At 71.3% G+C, this 24896-nt stretch carries 27 protein-coding genes and 1 pseudogene; 12 read left to right on the forward strand and 16 right to left on the reverse strand.

What is annotated here, in order from left to right; translation table 11 throughout:
- Positions 1-93: 93 nt before the first annotated feature.
- Complete coding sequence (locus ACR5MH_RS07395) at positions 94-2085, forward strand: amino acid transporter (RefSeq protein WP_433862459.1); 1992 nt, start codon at positions 94-96, stop codon at positions 2083-2085.
- 47 nt (positions 2086-2132) lie between these two features.
- A complete protein-coding gene (locus ACR5MH_RS07400) occupies positions 2133-2546 on the forward strand; it encodes a DUF1622 domain-containing protein (protein WP_431346652.1) in 414 nt (137 codons plus the stop codon).
- A 1-nt stretch (position 2547) separates the two neighbouring features.
- Here the strand turns inward: ACR5MH_RS07400 and ACR5MH_RS07405 are convergent, their stop codons facing one another.
- Positions 2548-2934, reverse strand: a complete 387-nt coding sequence (locus ACR5MH_RS07405) for a DUF5997 family protein (RefSeq protein WP_431346653.1) — start codon at positions 2932-2934, stop codon at positions 2548-2550.
- A gap of 54 nt (positions 2935-2988) precedes the next feature.
- Between ACR5MH_RS07405 and ACR5MH_RS07410 the strand changes: the two genes are divergently transcribed.
- Positions 2989-3693 (forward strand): LysR substrate-binding domain-containing protein, encoded by a 705-nt coding sequence (locus ACR5MH_RS07410; RefSeq protein ID WP_431346654.1) that lies wholly within the window; start codon positions 2989-2991, stop codon positions 3691-3693.
- 75 nt (positions 3694-3768) lie between these two features.
- On the forward strand, positions 3769-5079 hold the full coding sequence (locus ACR5MH_RS07415) for an alpha-hydroxy-acid oxidizing protein (RefSeq protein ID WP_431346655.1): 1311 nt from the start codon (positions 3769-3771) through the stop codon (positions 5077-5079).
- On the opposite strand, the gene ACR5MH_RS07420 is transcribed toward ACR5MH_RS07415, so the two are convergent.
- Positions 5057-5464, reverse strand: coding sequence for a hypothetical protein (locus tag ACR5MH_RS07420; RefSeq protein ID WP_431346656.1), 408 nt, complete (start codon positions 5462-5464; stop codon positions 5057-5059). The genes ACR5MH_RS07415 and ACR5MH_RS07420 overlap by 23 nt on opposite strands.
- A gap of 136 nt (positions 5465-5600) precedes the next feature.
- Here ACR5MH_RS07420 and ACR5MH_RS07425 point away from each other — a divergent pair, with 136 nt between their 5' ends.
- The gene (locus ACR5MH_RS07425) at positions 5601-6893 is read left to right on the forward strand and encodes an alpha/beta hydrolase (protein WP_433862460.1); all 1293 of its coding nucleotides are present in this window, start codon (positions 5601-5603) and stop codon (positions 6891-6893) included.
- 8 nt (positions 6894-6901) lie between these two features.
- On the opposite strand, the gene ACR5MH_RS07430 is transcribed toward ACR5MH_RS07425, so the two are convergent.
- The 3 genes from ACR5MH_RS07430 to ACR5MH_RS07440 form a co-directional block, all read right to left on the reverse strand.
- On the reverse strand, positions 6902-7828 hold the full coding sequence (locus tag ACR5MH_RS07430) for an NADP-dependent oxidoreductase (RefSeq protein ID WP_431346658.1): 927 nt from the start codon (positions 7826-7828) through the stop codon (positions 6902-6904).
- A gap of 60 nt (positions 7829-7888) precedes the next feature.
- Positions 7889-8917, reverse strand: a complete 1029-nt coding sequence (locus tag ACR5MH_RS07435) for a 6-phosphofructokinase (RefSeq protein WP_431346659.1) — start codon at positions 8915-8917, stop codon at positions 7889-7891.
- 80 nt (positions 8918-8997) lie between these two features.
- The gene (locus ACR5MH_RS07440) at positions 8998-9618 is read right to left on the reverse strand and encodes a CYTH domain-containing protein (RefSeq protein WP_431346660.1); all 621 of its coding nucleotides are present in this window, start codon (positions 9616-9618) and stop codon (positions 8998-9000) included.
- A gap of 75 nt (positions 9619-9693) precedes the next feature.
- Here ACR5MH_RS07440 and ACR5MH_RS07445 point away from each other — a divergent pair, with 75 nt between their 5' ends.
- On the forward strand, positions 9694-10089 hold the full coding sequence (locus ACR5MH_RS07445) for a DUF3224 domain-containing protein (RefSeq protein WP_431346661.1): 396 nt from the start codon (positions 9694-9696) through the stop codon (positions 10087-10089).
- Positions 10090-10198: 109 nt separating this feature from the next.
- Positions 10199-10390, forward strand: a complete 192-nt coding sequence (locus ACR5MH_RS07450; protein WP_431346662.1) for a hypothetical protein — start codon at positions 10199-10201, stop codon at positions 10388-10390.
- 24 nt (positions 10391-10414) lie between these two features.
- On the opposite strand, the gene ACR5MH_RS07455 is transcribed toward ACR5MH_RS07450, so the two are convergent.
- The 3 genes from ACR5MH_RS07455 to ACR5MH_RS07465 all read right to left on the reverse strand — a co-directional run bounded on the left by ACR5MH_RS07455 (position 10415) and on the right by ACR5MH_RS07465 (position 13708).
- The gene (locus ACR5MH_RS07455) at positions 10415-12661 is read right to left on the reverse strand and encodes a DEAD/DEAH box helicase (protein ID WP_431346663.1); all 2247 of its coding nucleotides are present in this window, start codon (positions 12659-12661) and stop codon (positions 10415-10417) included.
- A 170-nt stretch (positions 12662-12831) separates the two neighbouring features.
- Complete coding sequence (locus ACR5MH_RS07460; protein ID WP_431346664.1) at positions 12832-13167, reverse strand: DUF6804 family protein; 336 nt, start codon at positions 13165-13167, stop codon at positions 12832-12834.
- Between the two features lie 112 nt (positions 13168-13279).
- Complete coding sequence (locus ACR5MH_RS07465; protein WP_431346665.1) at positions 13280-13708, reverse strand: RbsD/FucU domain-containing protein; 429 nt, start codon at positions 13706-13708, stop codon at positions 13280-13282.
- Between the two features lie 151 nt (positions 13709-13859).
- On the opposite strand from ACR5MH_RS07465, the gene ACR5MH_RS07470 reads away from it, so the two are divergent.
- Genes ACR5MH_RS07470 through ACR5MH_RS07480 form a run of 3 tightly spaced genes read left to right on the forward strand, consistent with a single transcriptional unit; the run spans position 13860 to position 16010 of the window.
- Positions 13860-14138 (forward strand): metal-sensitive transcriptional regulator, encoded by a 279-nt coding sequence (locus ACR5MH_RS07470; protein WP_431346666.1) that lies wholly within the window; start codon positions 13860-13862, stop codon positions 14136-14138.
- Position 14139: 1 nt separating this feature from the next.
- Positions 14140-14667, forward strand: a complete 528-nt coding sequence (locus ACR5MH_RS07475; protein WP_431346667.1) for an O-acetyl-ADP-ribose deacetylase — start codon at positions 14140-14142, stop codon at positions 14665-14667.
- Entirely contained in the window at positions 14664-16010 is a 1347-nt protein-coding gene (locus tag ACR5MH_RS07480) for a M20/M25/M40 family metallo-hydrolase (protein WP_433862461.1), read from the forward strand. The genes ACR5MH_RS07475 and ACR5MH_RS07480 overlap by 4 nt, the downstream gene beginning before the upstream one ends.
- Before the next feature lie 3 nt (positions 16011-16013).
- On the opposite strand, the gene ACR5MH_RS07485 is transcribed toward ACR5MH_RS07480, so the two are convergent.
- Genes ACR5MH_RS07485 through ACR5MH_RS07505 form a run of 5 tightly spaced genes read right to left on the reverse strand, consistent with a single transcriptional unit; the run spans position 16014 to position 21084 of the window.
- On the reverse strand, positions 16014-16607 hold the full coding sequence (locus ACR5MH_RS07485; RefSeq protein WP_431346668.1) for an SGNH/GDSL hydrolase family protein: 594 nt from the start codon (positions 16605-16607) through the stop codon (positions 16014-16016).
- A gap of 58 nt (positions 16608-16665) precedes the next feature.
- Positions 16666-17526 (reverse strand): aldehyde dehydrogenase family protein, encoded by an 861-nt coding sequence (locus tag ACR5MH_RS07490; protein ID WP_431346669.1) that lies wholly within the window; start codon positions 17524-17526, stop codon positions 16666-16668.
- Positions 17523-19058 carry an aldehyde dehydrogenase family protein gene (locus ACR5MH_RS07495; RefSeq protein WP_431346670.1) on the reverse strand — a complete coding sequence of 512 codons (1536 nt, stop codon included), beginning with the start codon at positions 19056-19058 and terminating at the stop codon, positions 17523-17525. Before ACR5MH_RS07495 ends, ACR5MH_RS07490 begins: the two co-directional genes overlap by 4 nt.
- Positions 19059-19075: 17 nt before the next feature.
- Entirely contained in the window at positions 19076-20116 is a 1041-nt protein-coding gene (gene deoC, locus ACR5MH_RS07500) for a deoxyribose-phosphate aldolase (protein WP_431346671.1), read from the reverse strand.
- Positions 20113-21084, reverse strand: a complete 972-nt coding sequence (locus ACR5MH_RS07505) for a sugar-binding transcriptional regulator (RefSeq protein ID WP_431346672.1) — start codon at positions 21082-21084, stop codon at positions 20113-20115. The genes deoC and ACR5MH_RS07505 overlap by 4 nt, the downstream gene beginning before the upstream one ends.
- A gap of 47 nt (positions 21085-21131) precedes the next feature.
- Between ACR5MH_RS07505 and ACR5MH_RS07510 the strand changes: the two are divergent.
- Positions 21132-21662 (forward strand): annotated as a pseudogene (locus tag ACR5MH_RS07510) (ROK family protein); the annotation flags it as partial.
- An 89-nt stretch (positions 21663-21751) separates the two neighbouring features.
- A complete protein-coding gene (locus tag ACR5MH_RS07515; protein WP_433862619.1) occupies positions 21752-22141 on the forward strand; it encodes an ROK family protein in 390 nt (129 codons plus the stop codon).
- Positions 22142-22220: 79 nt separating this feature from the next.
- On the opposite strand, the gene ACR5MH_RS07520 is transcribed toward ACR5MH_RS07515, so the two are convergent.
- From ACR5MH_RS07520 to ACR5MH_RS07530, 3 genes are read right to left on the reverse strand one after another with little or no spacing between them, the layout of a single operon-like run.
- Positions 22221-23459, reverse strand: a complete 1239-nt coding sequence (locus tag ACR5MH_RS07520; RefSeq protein ID WP_431346674.1) for a CynX/NimT family MFS transporter — start codon at positions 23457-23459, stop codon at positions 22221-22223.
- Positions 23456-24400: a bifunctional riboflavin kinase/FAD synthetase gene (locus ACR5MH_RS07525; protein ID WP_431346675.1), complete on the reverse strand. Its 945-nt coding sequence runs from the start codon at positions 24398-24400 to the stop codon at positions 23456-23458. Before ACR5MH_RS07525 ends, ACR5MH_RS07520 begins: the two co-directional genes overlap by 4 nt.
- Positions 24397-24876: a hypothetical protein gene (locus tag ACR5MH_RS07530; RefSeq protein WP_431346676.1), complete on the reverse strand. Its 480-nt coding sequence runs from the start codon at positions 24874-24876 to the stop codon at positions 24397-24399. The genes ACR5MH_RS07525 and ACR5MH_RS07530 overlap by 4 nt, the downstream gene beginning before the upstream one ends.
- Positions 24877-24896 lie beyond the last annotated feature (20 nt).

The raw sequence follows: 24896 nt of genomic DNA on the forward strand, positions 1-24896 counted from the left end.
ATCGCGGGGAGGCCGGTGAAGGGCCTTTCCCGGTCTTTCGGCGCCCGTGCGATGAACGTACAGTGAGCCACGAAGGTCAACGAAGGGCAGCCGATGTCGAGCACTTCCCCGGAGCCGCTCCCCCTCCCCGGGCAGGCGCATCCGCTGAGGGCGGCGCCGCAGCACACCAACCGCTTCAAGCACTGGCTGCTCGTCGGCATGGTCGACGAGCACGGCACGCAGCAGGGGCCGCACGGCCAGAATCCGGAGCGCACCCATTCGTGGTGGCAGGTCATGTGCCTCACCGGTGTCGACTACTTCTCCACGCTCGGCTACCAGCCCGCCATCGCGGCCCTGGCGGCCGGCCTGATCTCGCCGTTCGCGACGCTCGTGCTGGTGGCGCTGACGCTGCTCGGCGCGCTCCCGGTCTACCGCAGGGTCGCCCGCGAGAGTTTCCGCGGCTCCGGCTCGATCGCCATGCTCGAGCGGTTCCTGCCCTGGTGGGCGGGCAAGCTCTTCGTCCTCGTGCTGCTCGGCTTCGCCGCGACGGACTTCATGATCACGATCACGCTGTCCGCGGCCGACGCCTCGGCGCACGCGATCGAGAACCCATTCGCGCCATCGTGGTTCCACGGCAACAACGTCCTCATCACGCTCTTCCTGCTCGCACTGCTCGCCGCGGTGTTCCTCAAAGGCTTCAAGGAGGCGATCGGCATCGCCGTCGTGCTGGTGGCCGTGTATCTGGCGCTGAACGTGGTCGTCGTGACCACCTCCATCGTCCAGGTGTTCGAGCACCCGACCGTCATCGACGACTGGTGGACCGCGGTGTTCGTGACGCACGGCGATCCGCTGCTGGTCGTGGGCGTCGCCCTGCTGGTGTTCCCGAAGCTCGCGCTCGGTCTCTCCGGCTTCGAGACCGGAGTCGCGGTCATGCCGCAGATCAAGGGCAAGCCCGGCGACGACCCCGCCCGGCCCGAAGGCCGCATCCGCGGCGCGCACAGGCTGCTCACCACGGCCGCGATCATCATGAGTGTGTTCCTCATCACCTCCAGCTTCACGACCACGCTGCTCATCCCGCAGAAGGAGTTCCAGCCCGGCGGCGCCGCCAACGGCCGCGCACTCGCCTACTTGGCGCACGAATATCTGGGCAACGGCTTCGGCACGGTCTACGACATCAGCACCATCCTGATCCTCTGGTTCGCCGGCGCCTCTGCGATGGCCGGCCTGCTGAACCTGGTGCCGCGATATCTCCCCCGCTATGGAATGGCGCCGCAGTGGGCGCGCGCGGTGCGACCGCTGGTACTGGTCTTCACCGGGATCGGTTTCTTGATCACCCTGGTCTTCGACGCGAACGTGGACGCCCAGGGCGGCGCGTACGCCACCGGTGTGCTGGTCCTGATCACCTCCGCCTCGCTCGCGGTGAGCCTGTCCGCCTGGCGCAAGAAGCAGCCGAAGCGCACCATCGTGTTCGCGATCATCACCGCGATCTTCGTCTACACGACCATCGACAACATCATCGAGCGCCCGGACGGCCTCCGCATCGCGACGCTGTTCATCCTGGGAATCCTGATCGTGTCGATCGTGTCGCGCATCGGCCGCTCGTTCCAGGTGCGCGCGACCAGCGTCACCTTCGATGTGACGGCGCTCGACTTCATCCTGGAGGACGCCGAGGAGGGCGAGATCCGGATCATCTCCCACGAGCCCGACGTCGACACCACGAAGGAGTACGAGGAGAAGAACAAGGACGAGCGCCGCTTCAGCCACATCCCGCAGCGCTCGCGCACCATCTTCCTCGAGGTGATGAAGTCCGACTCCTCCGACTTCGAGGAGGATCTGGTCGTGCACGGCGTCGTCAAGTACGGCTATCGCGTGCTGCAGGTGAAGAGCGGCAACGTGCCGAACACCATCGCGGCGGTCCTGCTGGAGATCCGCGACATCACCGGGGTGGTGCCGACGATCTACTTCGAGTGGACCGAGGGCAACCCGATCTCGAACATGTTCCGCTACCTCATCACCGGCGTGGGCGAGGTGGCCCCGGTGACCCGTGAAGTGCTGCGTGAGGCCGAGAAGGACGTCAAGCGGAGGCCGGCCGTCCACGTGGCCTGAGCTGCGCGCCTCTCTCCACCGCGAGCGCGGTGTGCCACCATGTGCGCATGGACACCCACGCGGTCTTCGAGGCGGTCGGGGTCGCCTTCGAGTTCGCGGGCGTCGCCGCCCTGGCGGTCGGCTTCGTCGTGGCGCTCGTGATCGCGCTCGCGGTCTGGGTGCGCACGCACAGCGGGGCGGACGCCTTCCGCACGCTGCGTGAGGCCTTCGGCGGCGTCATCCTGCTGGGCCTCGAACTGCTGGTCGCCGCCGACCTGATCAAGACGGTGACCTCGAGCCCGACGCTCACCGACGCGCTCGTGCTCGGAATCATCGTGCTGATCCGGACCATCCTGAGCTTCTCGCTGCAGGTGGAGATCGACGGCGTCGCGCCCTGGCGCCGCGCGTTCGTCACGGGGCCCGAGGTGCTGGCGCACGCGGTCCGGAAGGCAGGCTCCACGGGGGCGCCGGAACAGCAGTAGGTCAGTCGCGCCCGGCGCGCGCCGCGCGCTCGGCGTTCCGCTGCTTCACGCGCGCGTTCTCGGCGTGCACCTCCGCCTGCGTGGCGCGCTCGGCGACCAGCCACTGCGGCTTCTCCTCCAAGAGCGCCTTGATCTGGGCGGTGGTGAGCGGCTCCGTGACGCCGCCGCGGGCGAGGCCCGAGTTGCTCACGCCGAGCTTGTGGGCGACGACGTCACGCGGGTGCGGGCCGTCGGCGCGGAGGGTGACCAGCCAGGCCGGCGGGTTGGCGTTCAGCTCGTCGAGCTCGGTGCGGCTGATCTCGCGGTCGCGGAACTCCTCCGGCGCCGCCGCCAGCAGGATGCCGAGCTTCTTGGCCGCGGTGGCCGCCTTCATGGTCTGGGGCTTCATGCCTTCCAGGGTATCGTCCGCAGACCGGTGCGGCCTGCCGGTAGCCTGGCCTGCATGGCCTCCCGTTTCGCCCTCGCCTTCCCGCCCGGTGTCACGGTCGGCAAATGGACGCGCGCGTTCGCCGAGCGGGAGCCCGACGTCGAGCTCGTGGTGACGCCGTCGGCCGACCCACTGGCCGCGCTGGCCGCTGGCGACGCGGACATGGCGTTCGCGCGCGACGCCGAGCCGGACGACGACCGGCACCTCATCCCGCTCTACACGGAAGACGTCGTGGTCGTGGTGCACCACGAGCACTTGCTGACGCTGGAGGAGAAGCTGCACCTCGCCGACCTCGACGGCGAGGCCCGCGTGACCGGAGAGCCGTCCGAGTCGCTCATGCGCCGCGTGGCCGCCGGCGACGGTATCGCGCTGCTGCCCGCCTCGGTGGCGAAGGCGCTCCGCCGCAAGGACGTCACCGCCATGCGCCTGGAGGACGGCCCGACTTCGCAGATCGGCCTCACCTGGCCGCGCGAGGGGCAGCATCCGCTGGTGGACGAGTTCATCGGCATCGTGCGCGGACGGACGGCGCACAGCTCGCGCAACCCGGAGGTCGCGGCGACGGAGGCCGCGCACGCAGAGCAGTCCGCCAAAGGCGCCAAGGGCGGCAAGGGCGGCAAAGGCGCCAAGGGCGGCAAGCGCTCCGCGTCCGTCACGTCCCGGACAGCCGCCAAGCGCAGCACTGCCAAGCGCAGCACTGCCAAGCGCCCGCGCAAGCGCTGACGCCCCCTCGCAGGACACGCCGTCTGTGCGTCGCGAGGCGGCGTGTCCTGCCAGGTCGATGGGCAGAATGGGCACATGACCACGACGACGCTGGGCACCAGCATCGGGAGGGCGGCGCAGAGCGTCGTGTACCGCGCGGGCGTGAGCGGGAGGCGGCCGGCCATCCCGGTCGCGTTCCCCGAGCTGGAGCGCGCCGCGCGGAGGCGGCTGTCGCGTGCCGCCTTCGCGTACATCGCGGGGTCCGCCGGGCTGGAGCGCACCGACCGGGCGGACACCGACGCGTTCGCGCGGCACCGGATCGTACCGCGCGTGCTGCGCGACGTCTCCGAGCGCGACCTCTCGATCGAACTGTTCGGGCGGCGGCTGCCCACGCCGCTGCTGCTGGCTCCGATCGGCGTGCTGGAGCTCGCCCACCGGGACGGCGACGCGGCCGCCGCGCGTGCCGCCGCCGCGCACGGCGTCCCGGCCGTGCTCTCCACCCAGGCATCCGCCCCCATGGAGGCCGTCGCCGCCGCGATGGAGGACGTCCGGCCGGGCGCCGCACGCTGGTTCCAGCTCTACTGGAGCTCCTCGCGCGACCTGGTCGCGAGCCTCGTCGCGCGGGCGGAGTCGAGCGGCTGCGAGGCGATCGTGGTCACCCTGGACACGCACGTGCTGGGCTGGCGCCCGCGCGACCTGGACCTCGGCTACCTGCCGTTCAGTCGCGGCCTCGGCATCGCCCAGTACACCAGCGATCCGGTCTTCCGCCGGCTGGTGCGCGAGCGGATCGCGTCCTCCGGTCCCCGCGATCGCAGCGCCGTCACCCCTGCCGCGCTGGCGTCGTTCGCCAGCATCCTGCGTCACCATCCCGGCGACCTGCGCGAGAACCTGCGCTCCGGCGAGCCGCGCGCCGCGGTCGAGACGTTCCTCGACGTGTTCGCCGACCCGTCGCTGGGCTGGGACGACCTGGCGTTCTTGCGCGAGCGCACCGACCTCCCGATCGTCCTGAAAGGCGTGCTGCACCCGGACGATGCCCGGCGGGCGGTCGACGCGGGCGTGGAGGCCGTGCAGGTCTCGACCCACGGCGGACGGCAGATCGACGGCGAGCTCGCCGCGCTGGACGCCCTGCCCGGCGTGGTGGACGCGGTCGCCGGCCGCCTTCCTGTGCTGTTCGACAGCGGAATCCGCGGCGGGGCGGATGCGGTGATCGCGCTGGCGCTCGGCGCGACGGCCGTCGCCGTCGGGAGGCCCTACGCCTACGCCCTCGCCCTGGCCGGCGAGCGCGGCGTGAGCGAACTGCTCCGCAACCTCCTGGCCGAACTCGACATCACGCTCGGCCTCAGCGGCGTCGCCCGGGTCGCCGACCTCGACCGGTCCGCGCTGGCTACGCCACTGCCGCCGCGATGAGCGACAGCAGCGCCTGCGCGTAGGCGGACGCGGCGTCCTCCTCCTCGAAGAAGCGCTCTGCGCCCTCCAGCTCCAGCGTGACCCGGTAGCCGTCGGCCGTGCGGGCGAGGTGGCGGAAGGAGCCGCCCAGCAGCTCCCGCAGCTGGTCCTCGCGCGGGATCCACAGCGCGTCCTCGACGGCGAGCGAGTCGAGCGCCCACTCGGTGGTGCCGTTGAAGCCGAGGATGGTGCCGGTGTCGAAGTGGTGCGGCTCGATCGTCATCTCGCTCACAGTGAAACGCTCCCCGGCCATCCCCGGCCGGTCGATGGCGAAGGTGTCCCCCGATGCCGGTTGCCAGCGCAGTCCTGCGGCGCGCAGCAGGCGTGCGGTGTCCTCGTCGATCATGGCTGCTCCTCTCAGCAGATCCCTCACCCCAATTCGGGGGCGAAACGGGAGAATACGCCTCGGCACCCGCTCTGCGTTCACCGTTTGTTCGATTCTCAGCCATAGATTGCTCGCATGGGAATCCCGGCCCCGCGTCATGTTTGACGCCCTGCTCTCCATCGACGTACTCGACGGGCCCATCCCTTTCACGGTGTTCGGTCTCGCGGGGGCGCTGTTCGTCGCGCTCCTGGCGCGTCGCCCGTCGCTGCGCCGGCTGCGCACTCTCGGGCTCGCCGTCGCCTGCGGGCTCCTCGCGGCGGTGGTCAGCTGGCTGATCTGCGTGCGGTGGCTCAATCTGTTCGGCGAAGGCCTCGGCATGGGGAACTACCTGTGGGTCGCGGCGGCCTACTGCGGGGTCGCCGTGGCCGCGGTGAGCATCGGCCGGACCCCGCGCTGGCGCACCGTCGTCGCCATCGTCGCGGCGCCCGTCTTCGTCGCGGCGGCGGCGCTCGGCATCAACGCCGACTACGGGTTGGACCGCACACTCGGCAACCTGCTGGCCATCACCGTCCCGAGCCCTATCAAGGTCGCTCCCCTCGCACGCAACAGCAAGGCGTACGACGTCGCGCTCTGGAAGGACTGGAAGGCGCCGGCCGACATGCCGCTGCACGGGAAGACCGGCACCGCACACATCCCGGGCACGCGGAGCGGCTTCCACGCACGCGAGGCCGGCATCTACCTGCCACCGGCCGCCCTGGTGGCGAGACCGCCTGCGCTGCCGCTGGTGGTGATGATGATGGGGCAGCCCGGCAACCCCGACCCCGAACCGATCGCGACGGCGATGAACGCTCTCGCTGCGCAGCATCACGGACTCGCCCCGGTCGTCGTCGTGGCCGACCAGATCGGCCCCGGGATGCCCGACACGATGTGCCTCGATACGGCACGGTACGGCAACGCCGCGAGCTACATCACACGGGATGTCACGGAGTGGGCGGCCGCGCACCTCCCGATCACGCGCGACCACCGGTTCTGGTCCGTCGCCGGATACTCCAACGGCGGGCTCTGCGCCCTCACCTTCGGCATCGACCACCCCGACCTGTTCTCCAACGTCCTCGACATGTCGGGCGAGGAGTACCCGGGCGCCGAGCACCCGGCGACGACTCTGACCGACTTCTTCCACGGTGACAAGGCGGCATACGAGCGGGCGAAGCCGCTCAACCGTCTCGCCCCGGGCGCATTCCCCGGCTCCATGATCTTCAGCGCGAGCCGAGACGACCCCGTTTATCATGCGGTGGCGCTCCAGTCGCTGAGAGCGGCCGAACGCGCCGGCATCGCGAGCGCGTTCATCGACATCCCGACCGGAGGCCACGGCATGGGCGCGCTGATGGGCGGGCTGAACGGCGGCCTCCCGCTGCTGTTCGCGACGCTGGGGCTGCAGAAGCCGGGCTGAGGCAGCGCTCAGTCGGTCACGATGACGATCTTGCCGCGCACGTGTCCGCCCTCCAGCCGCCCGTACGCCTCCGCCGTGCGCTCGATCGGGAAGATCGAGTCGATCGGCAGCACCAGCTCGTTCTGCGCCAGGAGGTCGGCGAGCTCGGCCAGCTCGGCGTTCCCCGCCGTGCGCCCTCCCACCGTGCGCGCGCCGCGGGCGTCCGGCCCGAAGGCGGCGATCGTGTTGATCCGCTCCGGAGGGACGCCGAGCTCGATCGCCGCATCGATCGTGTCAGGCCCGTGGTTGTCGAGGACCGCCGTCACGCGCTGACCGTCGTCGAGGACCTCCTGCACGCGTTCGGCGAGGCCCGGCCCGTACGAGACCGGGAGGATGCCCAGCGTCTCCAGGAACTCGTGGTTCTCCTCGCTCGCCGTGCCGATCACCGCGGCGCCGCAGCGGATCGCGAGTTGCGCCGCGAGCACCCCGACCCCGCCCGCGGCGGCGCTCACCAGCACGGTGTCGGTCTCGCCGAGGTCGAGGGAGGCCGCCGTCGCCATCGCGGTGCGCCCGACCACCCCGAGCGACCCGGCCACCTCGAAGGTGAGCGGGTCGGGCTTCTCGATGATCTGCCCGTCCTCGGCGACCACGAGGAAGTCCGCGAGCGCGGCGAACGGGGCGGTGCCGAGCACGGCCTGGCCGAGTCCGAAGCGCTCGGCGCCCTCGCCGCGCTCCTCGACGAAGCCGGCGAAGTCCTGGCCCATGCCGCTCGGCAGGGTCACACCCATCCGGGCGGCCGCTTTCTCGCTGCGGTACGCCTTGACGTCCATCGGGTTGAGACCCGCCGCCATCACGCGCACCAGCACCTGTCCCGGCCCCGGCCACGGCCGCTCCCGCTCGACGAGATGGAGGAAGTCCCGCGAGCCGAACTCCTCGAGCTGGACGAATCTGGGCACCTTCGGGCTCCTTCCGCTCATACGGTGGAGCCTAACCCTGCACCCGGCAGGAAGGGAGGGTCAGCCGAAGAGCAGCGCAGCCTCCTCGTACCGCGCCGGCGGCACCGTCTTGAGGCCGCCCGTGGCGTCGGCGATCGACACGTTCACGACGTCGGTGCCGCGCAGCGACACCATCGAGCCCCAGCGGCCCTCGTAGGCCGCGTCGACCGCCGCCATGCCGAGCCGGGTGGCGAGGACGCGGTCGTACGCGCTCGGCACGCCACCGCGCTGCATGTGGCCGAGGACCGACGCGCGTGACTCGATGCCGGTCCGCTCCTCGATCATCGGGGCCAGCATCTCGCCGATCCCGCCCAGGCGCGGACGGTTGAACGCATCGAGGCCCTTGTGCGAGTGGGCCTCCTCCATCGTGTCGAGGTGGAAGCCCTCGGAGACGACGATGACCGGGGCCCGGCCGCGGTCGCGCACCGACTCCACCCACTCGCAGATCTGCTCGATGGACTGCGGCTGCTCCGGGATCAGGATGGCGTGCGCGCCGCCGGCCATGCCCGAGTGCAGGGCGATCCAGCCGACGTGGCGGCCCATGACCTCCACGACCATGCAGCGCTGGTGCGACTCTGCGGTGGTGCGGAGGCGGTCGATGGCCTCGGTCGCGATCTCCACTGCGGTGTCGAAGCCGAAGGAGTAGTCGGTGGCGGCGAGGTCGTTGTCGATGGTCTTCGGCACGCCGACGATGCGGAGGCCGGCGTCGGTGAGGCGGCGGGCGGCCGTGAGCGTGCCCTCGCCGCCGATCGCGATGATCGCGTCGATGCCGTTCTCGTCCATCATCCGCTGGATGTTCTCCGGGCCGCCCTTGTCGCTCTCGAACGGGTTCGTGCGGCTGGAGCCGAGGATGGTGCCGCCCTGACGGGAGAGCCCGCGGACGCTGTGCCGGTCGAGCGGCATGATGTCGCCCTCGACCACGCCGCGCCAGCCGTAGCGGAACCCGGCGAACTCGGACCCGTACACACGGTCGCCCTTGAGGACCGCGCCGCGGATGACCGCGTTCAGTCCGGGACAGTCGCCGCCGCTGGTCAGGATGCCGATCTTCATGCTGCTCTCTTTCTCGTTGCGCCCCTGAGCATCATGCCCGAGGGATACCGGAGCACCAAAATCCCGGAGCGCGAACCGGTTCAGAGGCCGAGCGCCCGCTGGAGCTTGGACGAGCTCGCGGAGGGCCGGGCGCCCGCCGCCAGGAGCTCCGCCTCGATGCCGTCGAGCAGCGCGGTGCGGCGCTCGCGCGAGTCGGGGGCGCCGCTGAGCAGCTCCACCTCCCACTCCCGCCAGGCGTCGCTCGCGCCGGTCTGCAGGTTCTCGCCGCGCACATGGTCGTCGCACAGCTCGGCGAGCTCGAATCCCGCCGCGTCCTTGAGGACGGTGGTGTCACGGCTGTTGGTCACCCGCGCCACGGGGATCAGTACGCCGTCGGCGAGCTGCTCGCGGATGGTCTCCCGCAGCTCCGCCGGCGGCTTCTGGCCGTCGCCGAGCGGCCAGTGCAGCTCGGGCCGCCCCTCGCCGGTCGGCGGGAGCTTGACGTGCCAGCCCTCTTCCGAGCCGCCGCGACGCGCGCGGACGGCGACGCGCTGGCGGGCGAGCCGCAGGTCGGCCGTGTCGTAGTAGGTCGCCACCAGTTCGGCGGTCTCTGGCCCGCTCTCGACGGCGATCGCCCCGACGCCGACGAGCTGGGGTGGGCGGAGGTCGCCGTCCACGTCGTACTTGCGCTCGATCTCGAGCTGGGTATGGTGCTGCGCCATGTCCCCTGTCTAGTCCACTTCCGCGCTGTCGCGAAATTGCAAGCTCTGCGCGAGCGCACTCGTTAGGCTCCCGGCATGGACAACTCCCCCATCGTCACCGCCCGCTTCGACGTCACCGGCTGGGACCCGGCCGAGCTGCCCGGCATCCCCGGCGACTGGCTCGGCGCGATCGTGATGCGCAAGACGTACACGGAGGGCCTGATCGGCGAGTCCGTCGCGCACTTCGTGTCGTCGGGCACGGAGGAGGGCGGCCGCGGCTACCTCGCGGCCGAGCGGATCACCGGAACACTGGACGACGGCCGTTCCGGGTCGTTCACGGTCCACCACGGCGCGCTGCAGCACCCGGACGACCCGTCGGCGTTCGGCTACATCGTCCCCGGCACGGGCACGGACGACTTCGCGCGCGTCGGTGGCCCGGCGCGCATCCGGCACGACGACCGCGGCGCCTACTTCGAGTTCGACCTCGGCTGAGCACGCCGCGATTCGTCACGAATCATCGTTTTCGCGCCGGCGAAGCCGCGATTCGTCACGAATCGCGGAGCCTCTCGTGCGTCGTCGGCCTGCGCGGTACCCTCGGTGCATGAGCGAGACGGACCGCAGCCGCGAGGACGACGACGACTTCCTCGAGGCGCAGGAGGGCGACTACGAGCCCGCCGGCGTCATCCGCGACGAGGACGACCTTCCGGTGGTCGACGATGAGGACGACGACCGCATCCTGCCGGACGACGACCGCCCGGTGCCGGTCGACCCGGACGACGCCGAAATCGGCTGACGCGGTTCCCGCCCGCTCCCCCGCTTACGCCTCCAGCGCGTCCTCCAACAGGTGGATGAGCGCGTCGAGCTGCACCGAGTCGGCAGAACCGATCTCGACATCGCTGCCGTCGAGCGCGCGGGCCGCCAGACCCTGCTTGGAGTCGATCAGCTCGGCGATCTTCGAGTCGATGGTCTGCGCGGCGATGATCCGCCACGCCGTGACGGGCTCGTCCTGGCCGATGCGGTGCACGCGGTCGATCGCCTGCGTCTGCTCGGCCGCCGTCCAGGACAGCTCGGCGAGCACGACGTTGGACGCGGCCTGGAGGTTGAGACCGACCCCCGCCGCGGTGAGCGAGCAGACCGCGACCGCGACCTCCGGGTCGTTGTTGAAGGCGTCGATCTCCTTCTGCCGGGCGAGTGCGCTCTGGTCGCCGCGAATCGAGATGGTCTTGAGGTCGCGGGCGGCGAACGCCTCCTCTGCCGCGTCCATCACGTCGATGTGCTTGGCGAAGAACACCACCTTGCCGACCGAGCGCGCGAGCTGGGCGGTGTAGTCGGAGGCCAGGCCGGCCTTCGCCTGGCCGATCTTGCGGACCATCGTGAAGACGTTGTCGCCGGTCTTGGTCGACTTCGCCTCCTCCAGCTCGGACTGTGCGACCAGGCGGATGAGGTGCTTCCGGTGCGCGTCGTCGTCGCCGTCGAACGAGTCCGGCCGGCCGGCGGCTGCCGCGCGGTGGAAGCGTGCGACCAGGCGCGCGGCCAGCTCCTTCTCGGCCTGCTTGATGGAGCGGCCCAGGTCGTCGTCCAGCTCGACCGGGAGGTCGACCACGCGACGGCTCGGGAGGTCGGCGGCCACGTCCACCTTGCGGCGGCGGACGATGCCCAGGTCGATGACGGACTCGCGGGCGGCGGCGTAGAAGCCGAAATCGGCCGGGGTGAGGCCGGTCTCCTCCAGACTCTCCATCAGCTCCGCGGTGGGCTTGTTGCCGTCGATCCAGCCGAGGAACTGCCAGATCGCCTTGAAGTCGTCGATGTCGTTGATCAGCGGCGTACCGGTGAGCGCGATCAGCAGCGGGTCGGCCGCCTTCTCGCGGATCGCCTCGGCGAGGCCCAGCACGAGCCGGGACCGCTGCGAGTGCAGGTTCTTGATGAAGTGCGCCTCGTCGACGACCATGCCCTGGAAGCCGAGCGTGCGCAGCCAGGAGAGGTGCCGGTCGAGCACCTCGTAGTTGACGATGACCACGTCGGCGAACGCGTCGAGACCTTCGCCGTCACCGTGGATGACGGTGGCGCGGCGGTTCGGCGTCCAGCGCTCGACCTCGCGCGCCCAGTTCATCTTGACGACGTTCGGCACGACGGCGAGCAGCGGGTAGGCGCCGGCGACCGAGGCGGCGAGAACGGACTGCGCGGTCTTGCCGAGGCCCGGCTCGTCGGCGAGCAGGAAGCGGCGGTGGCCCTGGCGCACGCTCTCGATGAACCGCGACTGGTGGTGCATGAGCTCCAGCCCCTGCGGCGAGTAACGGTCGATCTTCGGCGCGGGCGGGAGCTCCATGCTCGCGGCCTGGCCTCCCGCGCCGTACTCGAACGACTTGAACAGCGGCCCGAGCAGCTCCCACGAGTCGAGCCGCCGGCGCGGCGCTGGGGCGGCCGCGGCGCCCTTGCTGAAGTCGGGGGCGAGGAACGGGTTGGAGAGCTGGCGTGCCTTGACCGAGGCGGGCACGACCTGCTTCTCGGCGAGTTCCGGCGGGATGATGCTCTCGGGCGCGATCACGCGCTCGACCGTGATGATGAGGTCGTCCGGCTTGAGTTCGGTCCCGGACTCCAGCAGCCAGTCGCGCCGGATCTTCTGCGCCGTCGCGGTGGGCGGCGCCTCGCTCTCGAGCAGCGAGATCAGCGAGGTGTCGCGGGCCGCGGTCTTCGCCAGGATCGTGGCGATGCCGTCCAAGCGCTTGAGCTGCTCGGCGCGCGCGGCGTCGCTCAGCTCGGTGTCGGCCTTGACGCGGGCGCGCTCCTCGCGCATGAGGAACGCGATGACCTGGAACTTGGTGCGGTTCGTCGGGCCGAGCTTCTTCCCCTCTGCGGCCTTGGCCTCCACCTCGCGCACCTTGCGCGCGAGCACGGGGATGAGCCCGTCGTTGTTGGCGTGGCGGTTGCGGCGCTGCTGCTGCGGTCGCGATGAAGCGCGCTGCGCCGCACCTTGACCGGACGGGCGCTGCTGTGCCGCACCCTGTTGCGGCGTGCGCTGACCCGACGTGCGCTGACCCGACGTGCGCTGACCCGAACGAGACATGGTCCTCCAGTGGATGCGCCGCGCGCCGACAGAGGACGCGACGCCATTTGGCGTGAGGGCCGGCGCGGCGGCGGGGAGCGGAACCGAGTGGTCCGTACCGAGCATCGCAGAACGCCGGGCGCACGACGCAGGACGGCCGTGCAACCGTCATTTTACCGTATCGCGACGGGTCAGCGGCGTGTGTCGGCCGGAATCTTGATCAGGATGCCCGCTGCGACGAAGACGGCGGCCGCGGCGAGGCTCAGCAACGGCAACGCCGGGGTGAGCCCGGGCACCGGGAAGATCGGGTTCCAGAGCACCGCAATGGGGATCAGCCCGGCCAGCCACCACCGGCTCCTCGCCTGCCAGGAGAACACGCAGAGGATGAGCGCCAGGATGCAGACCGCGTACTCCATGTAGGTGTACCAGTCCGCGAACGCGAGCCCGAAGAGCAGCACCAGAGCGCCGAGGATGCCGGGCGCCAGGGCGGCGCGGTTGTAGGCGGGCGGCTGCGGGGTGTAGGGCACCGTCCAACTCTAAGCGACCGGGCAGGACGCGCCCGGCGGCGCCCCTGAACGGTCCGCGCCCCCGGGACGAGACCTCATCCCCGGGGCGCGGACGGCTGCTGGTGCAGTGCGTTCAGAGGGCGCCCCTGTGGAACAGGAACGCGCACGGCGGCGCGTCCGATCCCACACGGACGATGACCGCGGAGCGGCGGGCCAACTCGACGAACGGCTCGAGGTCGAGCCGGCTCATCGGGATGCGACGCAACTCCGCGTCCGAAGCGATGCCGTTGACCGCGAAGGCGACGTCGGGAACGTCGTACGGCTCGTCGGCGAGGTCGAGGAAGACGATCGGCGACGGGTCTGCGGTGTCGAGCGGGAACACGCTGAGGATGGCCTCGGCGGCGGCTTCGGTGGTGACGTCCTCCCCCAGGAGGACGATGGGCGCGGTGAGTGCTTCTTCGGGATAGCCGCTGCCGACAAGGGTAAGCGTGTCGCCTTCGTGCAGAGCGTCGAGGGCGCTCAAGAGCGCACCGGACAGCAGCGGGCTGAGGTTCTTCAGCAAAGTCGGGCCTTTCCTGTAAAACGAATATTTCTCAACCCCTGTTGGGAGGATAGACCTCCCGGTATGTCCTCTCACACCCCCTTTAGGGGGTGCATGGGATCCTTCCGCATACCTCGCCGGGGTATCCGGTTTCCGCGGTATCCTGGGAAGCGTGATCGCAGACATCAAGAAGCGGGCGCTGCACCGCACGCGCATCCTCGAGGGGCAGCTGCGCGGCCTCGAGAAGATGATCGAGAACGAGGACTACTGCGTCGACATCATCACCCAGTCGCTCGCCATCCAGAAATCGCTCGGGTCGCTCAACAAGCTGCTCGTCGAGAACCATCTGAAGACCCACGTCTCGGAGATGTTCGAGGAGGGCGGGGACCAGCGCGACGACGCCATCCTCGAGCTCCTGAAGGTGTACGAGCTCTCGAACAACCGGGGCTGACGTGGCGGATCCGATCGAGATCGTCCGCGGCGACATCACCGAGCAGGCCGTGGACGCGGTCGTCAACGCTGCCAACAGCTCCCTCCTCGGCGGGGGCGGAGTCGACGGCGCCATCCACCGCCGCGGCGGCCCCGCCATCCTGGCCGCCTGCCGCCAGCTGCGCGCCACCACTCTGCCCGACGGGCTGCCGACAGGTCAGGCCGTGGCGACCACCGCGGGAGACCTCCCCGCCCAGTGGGTCATCCACACCGTCGGCCCGGTCTGGGCGCAACACGAGGACCGCACTCCGGACCTGCAGAACGCCTACCGGTCGTCGCTGCGGGTCGCGCGCGAGCTCGGCGCGGAGACCGTCGCCTTCCCCGCCGTGTCCGCCGGGATCTACGGCTGGCCGATGGACGACGCGGCACGGATCGCGGTGAGCACCGCACGCGCCGTGCTGTCCTCCGGCGTCGGCTCGGTCGAGCTGGTGCGCTTCGTGCTGTTCAGCGATGACGCCCTGGCGGCGTTCCGCGCGGCGGCCGGCGAGTGAGCGACGCTCCCCGCTTCGACGGCGACGTGGCCGTCGAGCGGTTCCGCACGCTCCTGCGCATCCCGACCATGTCGCGCAGCGCGGTCGAGGAGACCGACTGGGCAGCGTTCGACGCGTTCGCGGCGGCGCTGCCCGAGCTGTACCCTCGCCTGCACGGCGTCCTGGAACGCGAAACACACGGCCGCTCGCTGCTCTACCGGTGGCGCGGCGCGGGCGACGGCGCCCCCACCGTCCTGATGGCGCACTACGACGTCGTCCCCGCCACCGACGAGGGCTGGGAGCACCCGCCGTTCGGCGCGGAGCTCAGCGGCTCCGGCGACGACCGCGTGCTCTGGGGCCGCGGCACCCTGGACGACAAGGGTGCGCTGGCGGCCATCCTGGAGGCCGTGGAGGCCCTCGTCGCCGCCGGCCACACCCCCGCGGCAGACGTGTACCTCAGCTTCGGCCACGACGAGGAGACGGTCGGCTCCGGCGCGCAGGCGATCGTCTCCGCTCTCGCCGGGCGGGGCGTCCGGCCGACCCTGGTGCTGGACGAGGGCGGAGCCGTGGTCGAGGGTATCTTCCCCGGCGTGACCAAGCCGATCGCCGTCGTCGGAGTGAGCGAGAAGGGCATCACGAGCGTCCGCCTGACGGTCGAGCAGCAGGGCGGCCACGCCTCCACCCCGCCGAAGATGACGGCGACCGTCCGGCTGGCCCGCGCGATCACGCGGCTGAACGCCCGGCCCTTCCCTGCCCGGCTCTCAGAGACGAACCTCCAGATGGTGGAGACGCTCGGCGCGCACGCCACCGGCCCGCTGCGCGCAGTGTTCACGCGCGCCCGGCGGCTGAAGCCGGCTCTAATCCCCGTCCTCGGCCGGCTGAGCGACGAGACGCGTGCCATGGTCCGCACGACGACCGCGGTCACGCAGCTGAGCGGCAGCCTCGCGGCCAACGCGCTGCCGGAGACCGCGTCGGCGGTGCTCAACGTGCGCATCGCAGTCGGGTCGAGCGTCGCGGAGACCGTCGCCCACCTCCGCCGCGCCATCCACGACCCGCTCGTGCGCATCGAGACGATCGACCCCACCGAGCCGTCCCCGGTCTCCCCCACCACCGGCCCGGAGTGGGAGGCGGTGGCAGAGAGCATCGCGGCCGTGCACCCGGACGCGGTGGTGACGCCCTACATCATGCTCGCCGCGAGCGACGGCCGTCACTTCACGACCATCAGCGACGCCGTGTACCGGTTCACGCCCTTCGCGATGAGCGCCGAGGAGCGCGGGACCCTGCACGCGCGGAACGAGCGCATCCACGTGGCGACGTGGCTGCGGGGGATCCGGTTCTACGAAGAGGTGCTGCGCGGGCGGTAGCCCCTACGCCGCCCCGCCCAGATCCGGCAACTGGATCGCCCGGCTGCTCGGCGGCAGCTGCCGTGCCCGCTCCAGCCCGGGCACCAGCTCCCCCAGCCACGCCCGGTACCCCTCCGCGTTGAGGTGGAGGCGGTCGTCCGTGTACGCGGGGTTCAGCTCACCGTCCTCCAGTGCCATCGCCGGCCAGAGGTCGAGCCAGGCGGCGTGGACGGTGGGGGCGAACTGCCACAGGTGGCGGTTGATGTCGCGGATCTGATCGGCGAACTCGTGGCCGCGCGGCATCACCGACTGCACCAGGATGCGCACCTCGGGCAGCTCCTTGCGAAGCGTCACCAGGATGGTCTCGACGTTGCGGACCACGTGCTCGACGGACCGGCGCCAGGCCAGGTCGTTGGTTCCGATGAGGAGGGCGACCACCGCCGGGCGGGCCTCGACCACGTCGCTCAGCCGGGCGAGCACGTCGTCGGAGGTGTCGCCCGCGACGCCGAGGTTGAGGACGTCCTCGCCGGGCAGCCACGCCGCCCAGTCGCCGCCCTGGGTCAGACTGTCGCCGACCAGGACGAGAGGCCCGTTCCCCGATCCCCACCCGTCGCTCATCCTCCCATCCTCCCTCAGAACGTGGGAGGTCGGAAGGGTGTCGACGGCGACCGGGCGGCTACAGCAGCGACTTGGTGTGCCAGACCGTCTTCGTCTCGGTGAAGAACGCGATGCGGTCGAGCGACGGTGCGGCGGCGTCCGGGCCGTTCTCCGGCGTCAGGACGCGCTTCAGCGTGTCGGCCGCGGCGATCTGCAGGTCCACCCACTCGAGCGCTCCCGCGCCGACCAGGTCGAGCGCGTTGACGTCGGCGTGGGAGGCCAGCCACGGGGCGATCTCCGCCGGCGAGCCGGTGAGGATGTTGACCACGCCGCCGGGCACGTCGCTGGTCGCGAGCACCTCGCTCAGGCTGATCGCCGAGAGCGGGAAGCGCTCGCTGGCCACGACGACGACCGTGTTGCCGGCCACCAGCGCCGGGGCGACGGCGCTGACGAAGCCGAGCAGGCTGGAGTCCTGCGGGGCGACGATCGCGACCACTCCGGTCGGCTCCGGCACCGAGATGTTGAAGTACGGGCCCGCGACGGGGTTGGCGTTGCCCGCCACCTGGACGAACTTGTCGGCCCAGCCGGCATACCAGACCCACCGGTCGATCGCCTCGTCCACCTGGGCGCCGGCGACGGCGGCCGAGACGCCCTCCGAGGACACGATCTCGTCCACGAACTGGGCCCGGCGGCCCTCCATCAGCTCGGCGATGCGGTAGAGCACCTGGCCGCGGTTGTAGGCGGTCGCCCCGGCCCAACCGGGCAACGCGCCGCGCGCGGCGACGACGGCGTCACGGGCGTCCTTGCGGGAGGCCTTGGCGGCGTTCGCCAGGAACGCCCCCTTCGACGAGACGACCTCGAAGGTGCGGCCGGACTCGGAGCGCGGGAACTTCCCGCCGATGTAGAGCTTGTAGGTCTTCGGCACGGCCAGGCGGCTCATTTCGTCGCTCCCTTGCGGGTCGTGGTGCGGGTGGAGGTGCGGGAGGCCGCGCGCGAGCCGGAGGCCGTGACCGCCGGACGTGCTGCGGGCAGCGAGCGCCCGGGCACCAGGTAGGCGCCGAGGCCGTGACGGCCGCCCTCGCGTCCGTAGCCGGACTCCTTGTAGCCGCCGAACGGGCTGGCCGGGTCGAAGCGGTTGAAGGTGTTCGCCCAGATCACCCCGGCGCGGAGCTGGTCGGCGACGGCCAGGATGCGGCTGCCCTTGTCCGTCCAGATGCCGGCCGAGAGGCCGTACGGCGTGTTGTTCGCCTTGGCGATCGCCTCAGCCGGGGTGCGGAAGGTCAGCACCGACAGCACCGGGCCGAAGATCTCCTCGCGGGCGATCCGGTGGCTGGTCGACACGTTGTCGAAGATGGTCGGGGCGAACCAGAAGCCGTTCTCGGGGATCGCGCACTCGGCGGTCCAACGGTCGGCGCCCTCGGCCTCCCCGATATCGGAGAGCTCACGGATGCGCTGGAGCTGCTCGGCGCTGTTGATCGCGCCGATGTCGGTGTTCTTGTCCAGCGGGTCGCCGAGGCGCAGCGTGGAGAGGCGGCGCTTCAGGCGGTCGACGACCTCGTCGTGCACGCTCTCCTGCACCAGCAGGCGGCTGCCCGCGCAGCAGACGTGGCCCTGGTTGAAGAAGATGCCGTTGACGATGCCCTCGATGGCCTGGTCGATCGGCGCGTCGTCGAAGACGATGTTCGCGGCCTTGCCGCCGAGCTCCAGCGTGAGCTTCTTCTCGGTGCCGGCCACCGAGCGCGCGATCTCGCGGCCGACGGCGGTGGAGCCGGTGAAGGCGACCTTGTTCACGTCCGGGTGGGCGACCAGCTCGCGGCCGGTCTCCCCCGCGCCCGTGACGATGTTGACGACACCGGCGGGGAGGTCGGCCTGCTGCACGATCTCGGCGAACAGCAGCGCGGTCAGCGGGGTGGTCTCCGCGGGCTTCAGCACGACCGTGTTGCCCGCGGCGAGGGCCGGCGCGATCTTCCACGCCAGCATGAGCAGCGGGAAGTTCCACGGGATGACCTGCGCTGCCACGCCCAGCGCACGCGGCGCGGGGCCGAGACCGGCGTGCTCCAGCTTGTCGGCCCAGCCGGCGTAGTAGAAGAACCAGGCGGCGACCAGGGGCACGTCGACGTCGCGGCTCTCCTTGATCGGCTTGCCGTTGTCCAGGCTCTCGGCCACGGCGAGCTCGCGGGCGCGCTCCTGAATGAGGCGGGCGATGCGGAACAGGTACTTGCCGCGGTCGCTGCCGCTCATCCGCGACCAGACCCGGTCGTAGGCGCGCCGGGCGGCGGCGACGGCACGGTCGACGTCGGCGGAGTCGGCGGTCGCGATCGTCGCGATGCGCTCCTCCGTCGCCGGAGAGATGGTCTGGAAGGGAGTGCCGTGCCCGTCGACGAACTCGCCGTCGATGAAGAGGCCGTACTGGTCGCGCAGGTTGAGGATGGCGCGCGACTCGGGGGCCGGGGCGTACTCGAGGAAGCTCATGGTGTTGTCGTCCCGTCTCAGTCGATGGTCACGTAGTCGGCGCCGGAGTAGTGCCCGGTGTGCAGCTTCTGGCGCTGCAGCAGCACGTCGTTGAGCAGGCTGGAGGCGCCGAACCGGAACAGGTGCGGCTGCAGCCAGCGCTCGCCGACGGTCTCCGCGACCGTCACGAGGTACTTGATGGCGTCCTTCGACGAGCGGATGCCGCCCGCCGGCTTCACGCCGATCTCCTCGCCTGTCAGGCGGTGCCAGTCGCGCACGACCTCCAGCATCAGCAGCGTCACCGGGAGGGTCGCGGCGGGCGACACCTTGCCGGTGGAGGTCTTGATGAAGTCGGCGCCCGCGAGGATGCTCAGCCAGGACGCACGGCGCACGTTGTCGTAGGTGTTCAGTTCGCCGGTCTCCAGGATGACCTTGAGGTGGGCGTAGCTGCCGTCGTCGCGGCGGCAGGCCTCCTTGACGGCCACGATCTCGTCGAAGACGAGCCCGTACCGGCCGGAGAGGAACGCGCCGCGGTCGATGACCATGTCGATCTCGTCCGCGCCGGCCGCGACGGCGTCGGAGGTGTCGGCGAGCTTGACCGGCAGCGAGGCGCGGCCGGACGGGAAGGCGGTGGCGACGGCGGCGACGTTGATGCCGCCGGTCTGCCCGGTCTCGCGGGCCATGCGGCCGGCGTGGGAGGCGCCCAGCGCCTCCACGGCGTAGGGCACCATGTCGCCGTACACGCACACCGCGGCGGGCCGCGGGGCGGTCAGGTCGCTCGGGTCGGGCGTGAGGGCCTTGGCGACGAGCGAGCGCACCTTGCCGGGCGTGTCCGCGCCCTCCAGCGTGGTCAGGTCGATCAGCTCGATGATCTTGTCGAGCGCCCAGGCCTTGGTGGTGGTCTTGATGGAGCGGGTGCCGAGGCCGGCCGCGCGCTGCTCCAGCCCGACCGCGTCCACACCGGGGATGCCGCCGAGGTAACGCCGGAGCGAGCCCTCGGTGAGGTCGCCGCCCAGCACCTCGACGGCGCGGGCCGCCGGCGCGAGAGTGCGCACCGGCGGTGTCGTTTCGATGGTCATGACGTCTGCTTTCTCATGTTCGGCGCACGGCCGAGGAGGTCGTTGGCGGTCGACTCGTCGGTGATCAGAATGGTGCACAGCCCGCTGGCGACGACCGCGTGGGCGATGCCGTGCTTGGCCTCCCCGGCGATGACCGCGATGGAGGTGCCGGCGTTGCGGAGCTCGTCGAGGGTGAGGCCGAGGGTGCGGCCGTCGAGCTCGGGATCGGCGACCTGCCCGGCGTCGTCGATGAACCGGCCGACGACGTCGCCGACGGCGCCCTTGTCGGCCAGGGCGAGCACGTCCTCCGGCGACAGGTAGCCGGAGTCGACGTGGACGGAACTCGTGTCGACCACTCCGGCGCTGAACAGGTAGGCGTTCGCACTGCGGGCGAGCTCCAGCACCGACTGCACGGACCGGTCGGCCTCGATCGCGCGGCGCGTGGCCGCGTGCTCGAAGATCGCCGGGCTCGGGAGCAGGGTGGCGGTGCCCTGGGCCTTGCGGGCCATCACCACGGCCGTGTCCGCCGCGGCGGTCGCCTGCCGCGTGCTCGACACGCTGCCGTTGATCTGGACGGGGTTCACGCCCACGGCCCAGCCCGGGCGCAGCCGCGCGGCGACGGCGTGGAGGGTGCGGCCCCAGCTCACGCCGAGCGTGCGCGGGACGGGACGAAGGGTCGTGAGGTAGTCGGCCGCGGCCTGCGCGACACGGGCCTGCGAGTCGGAGTCGGAGTCGGCGGCGGGGACCACGACGGCGTCCACCAGCCCGTAGAAGCCGCACAGCTCGCGCTCCAGTGAGAACTTCCTGGCGCTCGGGTGCACGATCTCGATGCGCACGAAGCCGTGCTCGCGCGCCGCCACCAGGAGCCGGCCGACCTTCCACCGGGAGACGTTGAGGGCGACGCCGATCTCGTCCTGGGTCTTGCCGGCTTCGTAGTACAGCTCTGCGGCTTTGACGGCGAGGATCTCGTCGGTATCGTTCAGGGCCACCCGACCAGCTTAGGACGGGGTGCAACGGTTGCGCGCTCTTTGCTCAAATGAGCGGGGCCGGTTTCGTTTATCGTTGGCTCGTGTCTGCCTCTCCCCTCGCACTCGCCGTCGACTTCGGCGGAACCAAGGTCGAAGCCGCCCTCGTGGACGCGGACGGCGTCCTCCTCGGCGGCTCCCGCCACCGTCGCCCCACCGGTCGCACAGCGACGGTCGCCGACCTCGAGTCCTCGGTCGGCGGTGTCGTCCGCGACGCGCTCGCCGGCCTCCCGGAGGGCGCCACGATCGTCGGCGTCGGCATCGGCTGCGCCGGACCGATCGACCGCAAGCACGGGCTCGTCTCGCCGCTCAACGTGCCGGACTGGCGCGACTACCCGCTCCGTGACTTCATCGGCTCGGTGGTGACCTCCCTCGGCCTCGACGTGCCGGTGACGCTGGAGATGGACGGCGTGGCGATCACGATGGCCGAGCACTGGGTGGGCGCGGCGCAGGGCGTCGACAACGTGATGGGGATGGTGATCTCGACGGGCATCGGCGGCGGCCTCATCGTCGACGGCCGCGTCATCACCGGCCCGACCGGCAACGCCGGGCACATCGGGCACGTGGAGGTCGGGGCCACCTTCGCCGGAGAAGCGCTGAGGGGCGAGGACACGTTCGGCGCCCCTACGCCCTGGAGGCCATCGCCTCCGGCCCGCACACCGTCGCCTGGGCTCGCCGCCAGGGCTTCACCGGCACGACCGGCGAGGAGCTCGCCGCCGCCTACGCCTCCGGCGACGAGGTCGCCGTCGCGGCGATCACCCGCACCGGCCGCGCCGTCGGCCACGCGATCGCCTCGGCGACAGCGCTGCTCGACCTGGAACTGGTCGCCATCGGCGGAGGCTTCTCGCATTCCACGCCCGACCTGTTCGCGCACATGCGCGAGGTGATCGAAGCCCACTACTTCCCGTTCGTGCGCAAGGTGCGCATCGTCCCGAGCGCCCTCTCCTCCGAGGGCCCGCTCATCGGCGCGGCCGCCCTCATCCACCGCAGCGCCCTCCTCCCGACCAACCCCCGCGACTAGCCCGCAGCCATCGCTTCCTCACTTTCTCCCGCTCTGCACCGGCGTGTCGCGGGAGAAAGTGAGGAAGAGATGGCTGGGGTCAGCGGTCTTCGAGCGGGGTGGGGCGCGCGACGACGGCGCCCGCGGCTGCGGCCGCGAGGGCCGTCGCGGTGAGGACCACGAGCGGCACGGTCCAGCCGCCGGTGACCTGGTGGAGGATGCCGACCACGAGCGGGCCGAGCGCGCCGAGCGTGTAGCCGAGGCCCTGCGTGAAGCCGCTCAGCGCGACCGAGCCGGCGTGCGTGCGCGTGCGCACGTTGATCAGGACCAGGCTCAGCGGGAACAGCAGCGGGCCGAGACCGGCGAACGCCACCCACAGCCAGGTCGCCGTCGCCGGCGCGAACACCAGCCCGGCGTAGCCCGCGACGAAGAACGCGACGCCCGCGTAGATCAGCACCGAGACGTTCCGCATCCGCGCGGCCAGCAGCGGCACCAGCAGGCCGGCCGGGATGCCCATCCCGGCGTAGACCGACAGCAGGGCGCCCGCCTTGGCGGGCGGCGTTCCGGCGACGTCGTGGACGAGCTGCGGCAGCCACGCGAACATCGCGTAGGCGTTGAGGCTCGACACCGCGAACACGATCGCCATCGCCCAGGCCAGGCCCGAGCGCCAGATCCGGCGGACCAGCGAGTGGTCGGCCTCCTCGACCTCCACATCGTGTGCGGGATGCGCCGGCCGGTGCGTGATCAGGATGCGCAGCCACGGCAGGATCGCCAGCACGCTGACCAGCGCCCACATCCCGACCGACACATGCCAGCCGGCGGAGTCCGCGACCGGGACGGCCACGAGCGGTGGCAGCAGGGTGCTGACCGACATCACGGTCGCATAGAGCGACGTCACCAGCCCGATCCGATCGGGGAAGTAACGCTTCACCAGCGGAGGCAGCAGGACGTTGCCGACGCCCATGCCGGCGAACGTGACCGCCGACCCGACCGCCAGCATGACGAACGACCCGGCCGTGGCGCGGAGGAGGTGCCCGGCCAGCATCACGCCGAGCGCGATCAGCAGCACGGCCTCCAACGCGAGCCGGCGGGTGAATGTCGGCGCGAGGAGGCCGAACAGCGCGAAGCAGACCGGCGGCAGCATCCCGAGCAGTCCGACGCCGACGCTGGACACCGGGAACTCGACACGGATCTCCGTGAAGATCGGCGACAGCGCGGCGACCGCGGTCCTCAGGTTGGCCGCGACCAGCAGGATGCCGAGCAGCGCGACCGCCCGGCCCTGCCAGAGCGGACGCGGCGCCGAGGCCGTGGAGGCGGTGTCCGGCGTGGCCTCGCTCACGCGCGCTCGGCCGTCAGGATGCGCCGGGCCTGCTCCACGTCGGCGGTGATCTGCGCGATCAGCGGCTCGATCCCGGCGTAGGCGACCATGCCGCGGATGCGCTCCGAGAACGCGACGTCGACCGTGTGGCCGTAGAGGTCGAGCTCGCGGTCGAGCACGTACGCCTCCACCTGCTTCTGCGGCACGCCCTCGAACGTCGGGTTGTTGCCGACCGAGATCGCGGCGGGGTAGCGGCTGCCGTCGTCGTCGGTCAGCCAGCCGGCGTAGACGCCGTCGGCCGGGATGAGGCCCTCCGACTCCGGCGACAGGTTCGCGGTCGGGAAGCCGAGCTCGCGGCCGCGCGCCGCACCGTGGACGACGACCCCGCGCACGGTCGGGACGGTGCCGAGCAGTTCGGCGGCGTGCCCGACGTCGCCGGCGGCCAGCAGCTCGCGGATCCAGGTGGAGGACACCCGGCGGCCGTGCTCGGGCCGCACGTCGTCGATCAGCTCCACGGTGTAGCCGTAGCGTTCCCCCAGCTCGCGCAGCAGCGCGACGTCCCCGGCCCCGCGGGCGCCGAAGCGGAAATCGCTGCCGACCAGCACGGCGGCGGCGTGCAGACGCTCGACCAGGATGCGGTGGACGAATTCCGCGGGAGGGAGGTCCGCGAGCGGCCGGTCGAAGGCGACCATGAGCGTCGCGTCGATGCCGGTCTCGGCCAGGAGCTCCAGCTTCTGCCGGTTGCTCACCAGCGAGGCGGGGCACTTCTCCGGCGCCAGCAGCTCCAGCGGGTTGCGGTCGAAGGTGATGACCGCCGCGGTCAGCCCGCGCTCGGCCGCGACCGCGCGCAACCGTTCGATCACCGCGCGGTGGCCGGTGTGCACGCCGTCGAACTTGCCGATGGTCACCGCGCTCGGCCCGAAGCCGTCGGGGATCTCCTCGAGGGAGCCGAACACCCTCACGAAGCCTCCCCGTCGCGCGGCTTGTGCTTCGACAGGTAGAGGAGGCCGAGGATCGGCAGGACCAGCGGGATGAACAGGTAGCCCATGCCGTAGACCGACCACACGGTCGCGTCCCGCCCGAACGGGTCGATGTCGTGGAGGCCGAGCGTCGCCGGGGCGAACAGGCTGAGCGTCCCGATCACCAGGACGCCCACCAGCTCGAAAGTGATCGTGATCCACGCCACCCGGTACCAGACCCGCCCCGGCGCGATGAGCGCGATAGTCGCCACGATATAGACGACCGCGGAGAGCCCGGAGAGCGTGAAGGCGACCGGCGCCTCGTGGAAACGGTCGATGATCTGGAAGACGCTGCGGCCGGTCGCGGCGAGCGCCAGCACGCCGTAGACGAACACGAGGACGCGGCCGACGCCGGAGACGCGGCGCCTGGGAGCCTCGCCCCCGCTCTGCTCGCGGGCGGACATGGTGTTGTGGGACATCGGTAACGATTCTATTCGCG

This window comes from Streptomyces sp. L7 (genome assembly GCF_050990935.1).
Taxonomy (GTDB): domain Bacteria; phylum Actinomycetota; class Actinomycetes; order Actinomycetales; family Microbacteriaceae; genus Leifsonia.